12 protein-coding genes are annotated in these 11,817 nt (G+C 39.1%); 5 read left to right on the top strand and 7 right to left on the bottom strand.

The features are described 5' to 3' along the window. Together IWC72_RS04015 and IWC72_RS04010 are read right to left on the bottom strand one after the other, a co-directional pair. Positions 1 to 270, bottom strand: coding sequence for a DUF3098 domain-containing protein (locus IWC72_RS04015; protein ID WP_194524953.1), 270 nt, complete (start codon positions 268 to 270; stop codon positions 1 to 3). Positions 271 to 358: 88 nt separating this feature from the next. Next, a complete protein-coding gene (locus IWC72_RS04010; protein ID WP_194524952.1) occupies positions 359 to 1,237 on the bottom strand; it encodes a cell division protein FtsX in 879 nt (292 codons plus the stop codon). Positions 1,238 to 1,318: 81 nt separating this feature from the next. Between IWC72_RS04010 and IWC72_RS04005 the strand changes: the two genes are divergently transcribed. The 3 genes from IWC72_RS04005 to IWC72_RS03995 all read left to right on the top strand — a co-directional run bounded on the left by IWC72_RS04005 (position 1,319) and on the right by IWC72_RS03995 (position 5,720). Then, positions 1,319 to 4,351, top strand: a complete 3,033-nt coding sequence (locus tag IWC72_RS04005) for a leucine--tRNA ligase (RefSeq protein WP_194528898.1) — start codon at positions 1,319 to 1,321, stop codon at positions 4,349 to 4,351. Between the two features lie 29 nt (positions 4,352 to 4,380). After that, positions 4,381 to 4,635: a SemiSWEET family sugar transporter gene (locus tag IWC72_RS04000; RefSeq protein WP_194528897.1), complete on the top strand. Its 255-nt coding sequence runs from the start codon at positions 4,381 to 4,383 to the stop codon at positions 4,633 to 4,635. A gap of 386 nt (positions 4,636 to 5,021) precedes the next feature. Then, positions 5,022 to 5,720, top strand: coding sequence for a zinc metallopeptidase (locus IWC72_RS03995; protein ID WP_194524949.1), 699 nt, complete (start codon positions 5,022 to 5,024; stop codon positions 5,718 to 5,720). Between the two features lie 83 nt (positions 5,721 to 5,803). Here the strand turns inward: IWC72_RS03995 and IWC72_RS03990 are convergent, their stop codons facing one another. The 4 genes from IWC72_RS03990 to IWC72_RS03975 form a co-directional block, all read right to left on the bottom strand. Continuing rightward, on the bottom strand, positions 5,804 to 6,316 hold the full coding sequence (locus IWC72_RS03990; protein ID WP_194524948.1) for a ferritin: 513 nt from the start codon (positions 6,314 to 6,316) through the stop codon (positions 5,804 to 5,806). Between the two features lie 200 nt (positions 6,317 to 6,516). After that, positions 6,517 to 6,837, bottom strand: a complete 321-nt coding sequence (locus IWC72_RS03985) for a hypothetical protein (RefSeq protein ID WP_194528896.1) — start codon at positions 6,835 to 6,837, stop codon at positions 6,517 to 6,519. A gap of 40 nt (positions 6,838 to 6,877) precedes the next feature. Beyond that, positions 6,878 to 7,348, bottom strand: a complete 471-nt coding sequence (locus IWC72_RS03980; RefSeq protein ID WP_194528895.1) for an Lrp/AsnC ligand binding domain-containing protein — start codon at positions 7,346 to 7,348, stop codon at positions 6,878 to 6,880. 92 nt (positions 7,349 to 7,440) lie between these two features. Then, a complete protein-coding gene (locus tag IWC72_RS03975; protein WP_194528894.1) occupies positions 7,441 to 8,820 on the bottom strand; it encodes a saccharopine dehydrogenase family protein in 1,380 nt (459 codons plus the stop codon). 81 nt (positions 8,821 to 8,901) lie between these two features. Between IWC72_RS03975 and IWC72_RS03970 the strand changes: the two genes are divergently transcribed. Together IWC72_RS03970 and pckA are read left to right on the top strand one after the other, a co-directional pair. Beyond that, complete coding sequence (locus IWC72_RS03970; RefSeq protein WP_194528893.1) at positions 8,902 to 9,288, top strand: DUF423 domain-containing protein; 387 nt, start codon at positions 8,902 to 8,904, stop codon at positions 9,286 to 9,288. A gap of 85 nt (positions 9,289 to 9,373) precedes the next feature. Continuing rightward, positions 9,374 to 10,972: a phosphoenolpyruvate carboxykinase (ATP) gene (pckA, locus tag IWC72_RS03965; protein ID WP_194528892.1), complete on the top strand. Its 1,599-nt coding sequence runs from the start codon at positions 9,374 to 9,376 to the stop codon at positions 10,970 to 10,972. A 93-nt stretch (positions 10,973 to 11,065) separates the two neighbouring features. Here the strand turns inward: pckA and IWC72_RS03960 are convergent, their stop codons facing one another. After that, a complete protein-coding gene (locus IWC72_RS03960) occupies positions 11,066 to 11,812 on the bottom strand; it encodes a uroporphyrinogen-III synthase (RefSeq protein WP_194524942.1) in 747 nt (248 codons plus the stop codon). Between the last annotated feature and the right edge of the window lie 5 nt (positions 11,813 to 11,817).

Genomic DNA, 11,817 nt, shown 5'->3' with positions numbered 1-11,817 from the left:
TTAGTTTTTCTTCTTGTGCGGGTTCAATAATATAGCATATATCTCAATGCCTAAACCTATTAGTACTAGGGTAGGGGCCAGACGTATTCTTCTAAAGCTATAGATGTCTTCATTGAACACATTGGGGTCGTCACTACCGCCGCCGCTCATAAGTATAAAGCCTATGGCAATGCATGCAAGACCTACAAAAAAGAAGAGATAGTTCTTATTTTGAAAGATAAACTCTTGTTTGGCCGGTTGATCGGACTGTTGTTTTTGTTTCTTACCCATGCTGCAAATTTAACGAAGTTCTACTTAAAAAAGTTTATGGTCGTAAAGGTTTCTTGTTTGGAGGTTTTTTCCTTTGTAAATAGGGCTCTTAGTAGTACAATTCATCGGTTCTGAGGTTTAAAAACCGTTGGGTAGCAAAAAATGTGCTCACCAAAGAGATAAAAATACCCAGAACAAAAATAGCTCCGTAAAGCATGCCTAGTTGTTCCACATCTTTAAAAAGCTCCAATTCAGGAAAGGTTTGGTTTAAATAATATAAAGCTCCCGTTAAGGCTAAAAGGGCAGTTAACGCACCTAATATGCCCAGTTTAATGTTCATCCAAATGAAAGGGCGACGTATAAAAGTCTTGGTAGCTCCTACCATTTGCATGGTTTTAATAATAAAGCGTTTGCTATAAATACTCAGTCTAATAGAGCTGTTGATAAGCAAGATGGCAATGAATGTAAGTACGCCACATGCAATTAAAACCCAGAAACTGATTCGTTTTACATTTTCGCTCAGTAAGTCTACCAAAGGCTTATCATAACTTACCTCTTCTACGTAGCTCTTTTTTGCAAGGTTGGTAGCCAATGAATCTATTTCTTGAGGGGTTACAAAATTGGCGCGTAGTTGTACGTCAATAGAATTTTTAAGCGGATTGTAACCCAAGAAATTCTGAAAATCTTCGCCTATTTCTTCACTATGCTGTTCGGCAGCATCTTCTTTTGAGACGAAAACGGCACTTTTGGTGTGTTCTTGTTGCAAAAGATTTTTCTGGAGTTGGTCTATTTCAGATTCTTTGGCTTCATCCTTTAGAAAAATAGAAATGGTAATCTGCTCTTTAAAGTGATCTGCCATTTTATTGGTGTTGATGACCAAAAGGCCCAATGTGCCTAGTAAAAATAAGACCAACGCAATACTCAATACCACCGAAAAGTACGATGATATCAATTTTTGTTTCTGATACTGTTCAAAAGACTTGCCCATATTCGTGTATGCGACCGTAAATTTAGGAAAGTAAATTGAATAAACTTATTTTTGCGCCACATTGAAAAGAAAGATATCAGCATGCAATACGATTTCAAGGAAATAGAAAAGAATTGGCAGAAGTTTTGGGCCGAAAACCAAACGTTTAAGGCAGAGATTAATTCTGATAAACCAAAATTTTATGTGTTGGACATGTTTCCTTACCCTTCGGGTGCTGGGTTGCACGTTGGGCACCCGCTTGGTTATATAGCAAGTGATATTTATGCACGTTATAAAAGGCACAAGGGTTTTAATGTTTTGCATCCGCAGGGTTATGATTCTTTTGGCCTTCCAGCGGAGCAATATGCCATCCAGACCGGGCAGCATCCAGCGGTTACTACGGAAAAGAATATTACTACTTACCGTAGACAGTTGGATCAACTTGGTTTTTCTTTTGATTGGAGTCGCGAGGTACGCACATCGGACCCTAAATATTACAAGTGGACGCAGTGGATATTCATTCAGCTTTTCAATTCTTGGTACAATAAAACAAGTGATAAGGCCGAATCTGTAGAGACATTGATTTCTGTTTTTGAAACGGAAGGAAATGCAAATGTGCAGGCAGTTTGCGACGAAGACGTGGTTCAGTTTTCAGCAGAGGATTGGAAATCTTTTTCGGATAAGAAAAAACAAGAAATTCTTTTGCAATACCGCTTAACGTATTTGGCGGAAAGCGAAGTGAACTGGTGCCCCGCTTTGGGAACCGTGCTGGCAAACGATGAAATCGTAAACGGCGTTTCCGAACGCGGCGGTCATCCTGTTATCCGTAAAAAAATGACGCAATGGAGCATGCGCATTTCTGCCTATGCACAGCGCTTATTAGATGGTTTGGATACGGTAGATTGGCCACAGCCGTTAAAAGATTCCCAGACCAATTGGATTGGTCGTTCACAAGGTGCATCGGCGATTTTCAATGTAAAGGGGCACGATGAAAAGATTGAGGTCTTTACCACGCGTCCCGATACTATTTTTGGAGTGAGCTTTATGACTTTGGCCCCGGAACATGAATTGGTGGCTAAAATCACTACTCCAGAACAAAAAGCTGAGGTTGAGGCTTATATTGAAGCTACGGCAAAACGTTCGGAACGGGACCGTATGGCAGATGTAAAGACCATTTCCGGTGCATTTACTGGCGCTTATGCCGAGCATCCGTTTACCAAGGAGCCTATTCCGGTTTGGATCGGGGATTATGTGTTGGCGGGTTACGGAACCGGAGCGGTTATGTCCGTTCCTTGTGGTGATCAGCGCGATTATGACTTCGCGAAGCATTTCAATATTCCCATCCCCAATATTTTTGAAGGTGTGGATATTTCCGAGGGAGCTTTTTCCGATAAAGAAACTACGGTTATTACCAATTCTGATTTCCTAAACGGATTGCCGTACAAAAAAGCCATGAAGCGTGCCATTTTTGAATTGGAGAAATTAGGCCAGGGCGAAGGGAAGATCAACTACCGTTTGCGTGATGCTGTTTTTAGCCGTCAGCGCTATTGGGGCGAGCCTTTTCCAGTGTATTATGTAGATGGCATGCCGCAAATGATCGCTGCTGAACATTTACCGATAAAACTTCCGGAAGTAGATAAATATCTTCCTACCGAAACCGGGGAGCCGCCTTTGGGCAATGCTACGGTTTGGGCTTGGGATGCGGAGAAGAATGAAGTTGTTTCTAACGATAAGATAGACCATAAGACCGTATGGCCGTTAGAGCTGAATACCATGCCAGGTTGGGCAGGGAGTTCACAGTACTTTAACCGGTATATGGACCCACATAATGCGAATGAAATTTTCTCAAAAGAAGCGATTGACTATTGGCAAGATGTGGACTTGTACATTGGCGGTAGCGAACATGCTACGGGCCATTTGTTGTACAGCCGTTTCTGGCAGAAGTTTATGTTTGATCTAGGTTTGGTACCCAAAGAGGAGTTTGCTAAAAAGCTAATTAATCAAGGGATGATAACTGGGACTAGTGCTTTTGTTCAAAGACTAGGATTTGAAATTGATTGGCGGTCATCAGATATATCAACAGAATTAATGGGGAAAGCAATTGATTTGTGGAATAAAAATCACCCCAATGTTTTAGTTTCCTTTGATGAGAATTTCAGTTTTAAATCACTAGCAAATTATGCTAAAACCTCTACTGTTTTTTCGAATATAAAAGATGATTTCTTTGGGCTATTAGGAAAGGATTTTGAAAAGTATCGAGATTTGAATTTCACTTTTACACTTCTTCAAGATGTGAGGCTGAATGTTGATTTACTTCATATTGGGACCGATAGACTTGACATTGAAAAGTTTAAAAGGGATAGTTTTTATAAACCATTATGGAATAGCTTTTTTGTCGATTCAAAAGCGGTAGAAACAATGAATTATGTTTGTAGACGCGAAGTCGAAAAAATGTCCAAATCCAAATACAATGTCGTCAACCCAGATGCCATTTGTGAGGAGTACGGGGCAGACTCATTGCGCTTGTATGAAATGTTTTTAGGGCCTTTGGAGCAATCCAAGCCTTGGAACACGGCAGGTATTACCGGTGTACACAGTTTCTTGAAAAAACTATGGCGTTTGTACCATTCGGGGCCAGAGGGCGCTTTTTCTGTTTCTGAAACAGAACCGTCAAAAGACAGTTACAAGACGCTACATAAGACCATAAAGAAAGTAGAAGAAGATATTGAGAACTTTAGTTTCAATACATCTGTTTCCACTTTTATGATCGCTGTAAACGAATTAAGTTCTCAAAAATGTACGAGTCGCGTGGTTTTGGAACCTTTGGCTATTTTAGTATCGCCTTACGCACCACATATTGCAGAAGAACTTTGGAAGCAATTAGGGCATGAAGGTTCTATTTCTACAGTGGCCTTTCCAAAATTCGAAGAAAAATACTTGGTAGAAAGTAGTAAAGAATATCCGGTATCTTTCAATGGAAAAATGCGTTTCAAACTGGAGCTTCCGTTAGATTTAAGCAAAGACGAAATTGAAGCCGCGGTAATGGCACACGAAAAGACCGAACAACAATTACAAGGCCGAACGCCTAAAAAAGTGATTGTAGTACCCGGTAAAATTGTAAATATCGTAGGGTAGAAAACATACGGCCATCAATTAAATAGATTATGGATTACATTGAAGTTCTTGGGTTGGCGGCTGCTATTCTCACTACGGCGGGTTACGTACCGCAAGTCTATAAAACGTGGCGCGATAAGTCAACCAAAGATATTTCCCTTACCACCTATTTGGTGCTTTTTATTGGCGTTGTACTATGGCTCACGTACGGTATACTTATAAGTAGTCTGCCCGTTACGTTGGCAAACGGCATAACGGCCTTTCTGCTTTTATTTATGCTAATATTAAAATTCAAATACAAATAACCAAAGACATTTTGGCAGCATACAACTTCAAAACCTCGCAAAATTGATTTGGCGAGGTTTTTGCTTTTCAATATATCCAGTAATTGATTGTTGTTGAAGCACCTCACTTCGACTGCGCTCAGTGAGGTGCAAGCATTAGGTTGAAAAAGAGAGTTTTTAGAAAATCTAGTTTTGCTTATTGAGTGTAATTGACATAGTAAAGGAGGAAAACAACCTTTGTTTCTAGTTTGTTGAACGCAGTAGAGGATGAAACAATATCGGAATCTACCTCACTGAGCGCAGTGAGATAGAAGAGGAGTAACAATATCAGAATCTACCTCACTGAGCGCAGTCGAAGTGAGGTAGATTTGATTATCTTTAAATACAAATCTTAAAAGAATAACATTATGATGGGATATTATATATTAATCGGAGCCATTGCTTTGGTAAGCTGGTTGGTAAGTAACAAGCTTAAAAGTAAGTTTAAGCACTATTCTAAAGTGCACTTGAGCAATGGCATGAGCGGAGCTGAAATTGCGGAAAAAATGTTGGCTGATCATGGCATTAGAGACGTAAAAGTGGTTTCAACCGCAGGTATGCTTACGGACCATTACAATCCGCAGAACAAAACGGTAAATTTAAGTGAAGGGGTTTATAACCAAAGGAACGCTTCCGCAGCTGCAGTTGCCGCTCACGAATGTGGTCATGCGGTACAACATGCACAAGCATATGAATGGTTGACCTTGCGCTCTAAATTGGTGCCTGTAGTTAGTGTTACTTCAGGACTATCTATGTGGGTCGTTTTTGGTGGATTGATGTTGGGTGCTGCCAGTGGTGCTGGTTTAGGAAGATGGGTTGCGGTTGCTGGTTTGGTTATGATGGGTATGGCTACTTTATTTAGCTTAATTACTTTACCCGTAGAGTATGATGCTAGTAACCGCGCCTTGGCGTGGTTAAAAGCAAAGAATGTGGTAACACCGCAAGAGTATAAAGGTTCGGAAGATGCGCTTAAATGGGCTGCACGTACGTATTTAGTAGCAGCAATTGGATCGTTGGCTACTTTGGCGTATTGGGCTATGCAAGTATTCGGTGGTAGTAGAGATTAATTTTATACGAGTTAGTTCATAAAAAAAAGCCTGTCTAAATATTTAGACAGGCTTTTTTTTGTTTGAGTTAGAATGCGTGTTGTTTACTCAGCTGATATACGTTCGTCTATCAACTTTAATGCAATACCATCACGACCCATTAGTTCAAAAAGGTCAAGAATATCACGCATTGTTTTTTCTTCTTCCAATTGCTCGGTAATGAACCATTGTAGAAAGTTTTCAACACCAAAGTCACTATTCTTTTTGGCGGAAGCAACTATTCTGTTAATAGATTTTGTTACGTCTATTTCCTGGCTTAATGCAGTCTCGTAAACTTCTTCCAAAGAAGAAAAATCGTGATTTATATTTTCTATTTCCGGAGATTGGGCGTTGCCACCACAATCGTTAACGAATTTAAAAATTTTCATCATGTGCTCTCTTTCCTCCGCTGCTTGTGCATACATAAAATCTGCACTACCATTGTAACCGCGCTGGTCACACCATGAAGCCATGGCCAAATATGATGCGGATGCTTTGCCTTCCATTTGTATTTGGGCATTAAGCATATCCATGCTTTCTACCTTTATACTCATCTGTTGTCTTGCTATATCTTTCATTGTCTTTTTCTTTACTCGATAATCGAGATTAAATGCTCCGAGGCTTGCCTCGAAATCAAATTGTATTCATTTTAATGCCTCAAGGGCTTACCTGAGGTAGTTTACTTAACGTAAAGTTATTACAAAAGAGTGCGCATAACTAGGGTGTTAACCAATTTATAACTGGTTTTAGACTGATTAAAAATAGTGGGTGTTTGGGTTTAAGCGGTGAGCGAAGGAGTCTGCGCAGCAATATCCAAAAGAAAAAGAGAGCCGGTAAGCAACTCTTTAAGGTCTAAAACTTCAAGGGTGTTTAAGACAAAAAGGTGTTCTTTATTGCAAAGTGATAAGATTTCTAGTCCGTGAGGGTTAAAATCATCATCAAAATGGTTCTCAATATTGATGCTCCAAACTTTTTGCCGAAGCGCCAATAATTGACAAAATGACAAACGCACCACCTTCTGACCCAGGTCTATATAAAAACACCTTTCCTTATCGGATTGGAAAAATGTATAGTATTGTGTTGAATAAATGCGTTCCATTGGGAACAAAAATAATCCTTATTTAGATTTAATACAAATATTATATCTGAATTTGTCGATCAATTTGTTGGGCAAGGGAAATAAAGGTTTCTGTACGGGACACACCCTCTATTTGTTGAATGTCTTTATTTAGCACATGCATAAGGTGTTCATTGTCTCGGCAAAGTACTTTAATGAGAATAGACCAATTTCCTGTAGTGTAATGGCATTCAAGTACTTCTGGTATTTTTTCTAGCTGTTTTACTGCGGCGGGATTGCTCATTGCCTTGTCCAAATAGATGCCAATATAGGCCATGGTATGATAACCAATTATCTTTGGGTTGATGATGAATTTTGAGCCAGCCAATAACCCTGAAGATTCCAATTTCCGCAACCGCTGGTGAATAGCGGCACCAGAGATGCCAATATTACGAGCAATTTCAAGAATAGGCTTCCTAGCATCTTCCATTAGGTACCTTAGAATCTTTTTGTCGATACCGTCAATTTTTACTTTATCGTTACCTATTTTCATGTCTTGAATTATAAATTGATGGTAAAAGTAGCTATTATTGTTTGAATTTTGTAGTTCTGAAAAAGCTATTCATTAGACGTTAAGGATGATTTCTAATCTCCGTTAGATACGGAGTCGGGGTTGTATCCTAGATACGGTACCTCATACTCTTTAAAGTTGATTCCGTAAGACTGAAGTTCTTTTAGTATAGGTTCATAAACTTCCTTTTTAATGGGAATCTGAACTCCAGGAGTTGTTATTTTTTTATTTAGGATGGCTAAAGTAGCGATGGCAACGGGTAAACCAACCGTTTTGGCCATAGCTGTATATGTTCTGTTTTCTCCTATAACCACCATGTTCGCATCAATTTGGTGTTTCTCTCCATTCAGCTCGTAGCCAAACTTGTGATACATTACGATCATGTCTTTGTCAGAATCTGCTAGCGTCCAACTGTCTTCCAGAATGTATTGTAGTATTTGGGCGGGAGTCGCATTCTTTAAAGGGATGGATTTCTGATCATCAAATAGATTTAACTCCAATACCTTTTCCCACATGCGGTCATCTTGGTCAATTTTTAGGTAATGTCTTAGTTTTAGTTCCACAGAATCGGTTGGAGAGTAGGGCAGAAAGAGATTCATGAACTCACGATAAGACATGTTTTCTGAATTCTCAATCGTATAGCTATCGTCTGTCATGCCGAGTTGCACGAACATATTCCAAGCTTTAGAAAAGCCGGTTCTACGCATAGTGCCTCTGTAGAGGGTAAGTATATTTTCTAGGCCGTATGCTTCTCTATAGTTTAAGGAGTCTCGGTTCGCATAGCCTTCAAAACGACCATACCCTTCAATATCAAAAAATTCTGTTCGCCTAAATAGCTTATGGTAGGGTACATATTTATAAGTACCTTCTTGAATGAATTTAGCGGCACCGCCTTGGCCCGCTAAAACCACATTTCTTGGGTTCCAGGTGAATTTATAGTTCCAAAGGTTATTGTCGCTTTCGGGCGCAACCAATCCACCACAAAAGGATTCAAACAAAAGTATTTTTCCACCTTTGTCTCTAATCCGGTCAATAATCTGCATGGCACTCATGTGGTCTATGCCGGGGTCTAATCCCACTTCATTCATAAAAATAAGCCCTTTTTCTTGAGCCTGTGGGTCAAGTTTTTTTAAGGCATCACTTACATAAGAAGCGGTCACAAGATGCTTGTTGAGAGCAATACAGTCGGCAGCAATTTTAATATGTAAAAATGCGGGAAGCATAGAGACTACAATGTCACTTTCTGCAATGGCTTGCTGTCTAACATCTTCATTCTGAATGTTGAGCTCAAATACGGTACAGTTTCTATGGTTGCTAATAGACTGTGAAATAGTATCGGGATTGAGGTCGCCAATCGTAAGGTGTAATTCCTCTTCTTCAGATTTGTCAAGGAAGTAATCTAATAAGTATGAGGTAGATTTCCCTGCTCCGATAACAAGTATATTTCGCGGCATTTAGTTTTGTACTTTTAATGGTTGTAACGAGATACTAAGGTAGCGATTGTTATATTTATAAAAAAATACATAATATAAGTTATGAACAAAACAATTTATCTCACTGGAATCCTATTAGGAGCCTTGGCTGTTATTTTAGGGGCTTTTGGAGCCCACGGTTTAGAAAAGCTCATTGATGCCGAAGCTATCCAAACTTTTGAGACGGGTGTAAAATACCAAATGTACCACGCATTACTTTTGCTTATTCTGGGGACAATGAAACAACTGCCCGAAGTTAAGAAAAAGCTGATTTTCTATTTTCTGCTAGTTGGCATTTGTTGTTTTTCGTTCTCCATTTATTTACTGGCAACAAATAGTTTAACCTCCTTTGATTTTAAAGTGATTGGTTTGGTCACTCCGCTTGGTGGGACTCTGCTTATTTTTGGGTGGAGTATATTCGGCTATCGAGTTTACAAACATTTCAACTAATAAATTCTCATTTTTTGGCATATAAAATTATTATTTTAATAATTTTACCACCTAAAACGAACTCTGAATTAACAATTCTTAAAAAATGAGAAAATCTATTTCTTTACAATCGTACGGTATTACGCACGAGAATCTGCATTATCAGTTATCGCCATCCGAATTAGAAACCATTACGCTAGCAAAAGGAATGGGTAAAAAAGCATCATCCGGTGCTCTAGCTGTTAACACGGGTGAATTTACAGGACGGTCTCCTAAAGATCGGTTTATTGTTAAAGATGCCGTTACCGAAGAAAAGGTTTGGTGGGGCGATATCAATATTCCGTTTGAGTCTTCTAAATTTGATGCGCTTTATGATAAGGTTATTGCTTATCTGAATGAAAAAGAATTGTTTGTACGCGATTGCTATGCTTGTGCCGACCATAATTACCGAATGGATATTAGGGTGATAAATGAGTATCCGTGGTCCAATCAGTTTGCGTATAATATGTTTATCCGCCCAACGGAAGAAGAACTTAAGAATTTTGAGCCTGAGTGGACGGTTATTAATGCACCTGGTTTTATGGCAGATGCCGAAGTAGACGGAACAAGGCAACACAATTTTGCAATTCTAAACTTTACCAGAAAAATAGCCTTGATTGGAGGGACAGGCTATACGGGAGAAATCAAAAAAGGAATTTTCTCGGCGTTAAACTTTATTCTTCCCGTGGAGAAAAATACCATGCCTATGCACTGTTCCGCAAATGTGGGTAAAGAAGGAGATACTGCTATCTTTTTTGGACTTTCAGGTACAGGTAAGACTACGTTGTCCACAGATTCATCCCGAAAATTAATTGGGGACGATGAGCATGGTTGGAACAATGAAAATGCCGTTTTTAATTTTGAAGGAGGATGTTATGCCAAAGTCATCAACCTATCTCAAGAGAACGAACCTGAAATCTTCGGAGCCATTAAAAAAGGTGCGATTTTAGAAAATGTGATCATGGATGCGGCCGGTAATGTGGATTTTGCCGATACATCTATTACGCAAAACACAAGGGTGAGTTACCCTATTTATCATATTGAGAATGTTCAAAGACCATCCATAGGAAAGAATCCAAAGAATATTTTCTTTTTAACTGCGGATGCTTTTGGGGTGCTTCCTCCGATATCCAAACTTACACCAAGCCAGGCAGCTTATCATTTTATATCTGGTTATACGGCTAAAGTTGCCGGTACGGAAGCTGGGGTTGTAGAACCCATACCTTCGTTTTCGGCCTGTTTTGGTGCTCCTTTTATGCCTTTACATCCAGCAAAATATGCTGAAATGTTGAGCAAGAAAATGATGGATGCCGGTGTAAATGTATGGTTAGTCAACACGGGGTGGACAGGTGGCCCCTACGGAGTAGGAACCCGAATGAAACTAAAGTATACCCGAGCCATGATCAATGCGGTTCTTAATGGCGATTTAGGATTGTATAATTATGATGATTACCATATTCATTCCGTTTTTGGTGTGGCTCAACCTAGGGAATGTCCTGGTGTGCCAACAAAAGTATTGAGCCCAAGAGCTACATGGAACGATGACCAGGCTTATTATACCACCGCTTTTAAATTAACGAATGCCTTTAGAGAGAATTTCAAAAAATTTGAAGCCTTTGCAAGTGAAGAAATTCGTCGTGGTGGTCCACAGCGCTATGCTTTTTAGATTTTTATAGAAAATAATACCACTAAAAAACCCTTTGTTCATGAATTTGAACAAAGGGTTTTTTGTATTGTGATAAGTAAGAATAAAATGTTCCTACTTTTTATTTGCTGTATTAATATACTTCTGCAGGGCCATGGTCATAGATGGTGTTTCCGGTGTGGGCGCTTTAATATCTATTCGTAAACCAGCATCAGTGGCAGCATTTACCGTAGAGTTTCCAAATACAGCAATTCTTGTATCGTTCTGCTCAAAATCCGGAAAGTTCTGCAATAATGATTCAATACCTGACGGGCTAAAGAAAACCAAAATGTCATAATACACATCTCTTAGGTCAGATAAATCACTAATAACCGTTTTATAGAAAATTGCTCTTTTCCATTCAATATCAAGTTCATCTAAAATTTCAGGTACAACAGGTTTCAATGCATCTGAAGAAGGTAATAAGAATTTCTCGCCTTTATATTTTTTGAATAAAGGAACCAATTCTGGAAAATTACGTTTACCTACGTAGATTTTACGTTTGCGATAAACTACATATTTCTGTAAGTAGTATGCTACGGCCTCTGACTGGCAAAAATACTTCATAGAGTCAGGAACCTTGAAGCGCATTTCTTCAGCAATTCTGAAAAAATGATCTACAGCGTTTCGGCTCGTTAAAATGATTGCCGTATAGTTGTTTAAGTCTATTTTTTGCTGGCGCACATCTTTAGCGTCTACCCCTTCTACATGAATAAAAGGCCTGAAGTCAACTTTGACTTTTTCCTTATCTATCAGTTTCGAATACGGTGAGTTTTCCATCTTCGGTTCTGGTTGGGAAACCAAAATCGTTTTTACTTTCATATAAA

Origin of the sequence: Zobellia roscoffensis (assembly GCF_015330165.1) — a bacterium.
Taxonomy (GTDB): domain Bacteria; phylum Bacteroidota; class Bacteroidia; order Flavobacteriales; family Flavobacteriaceae; genus Zobellia; species Zobellia roscoffensis.
This window is presented reverse-complemented; position numbering and strand designations above follow the sequence as displayed.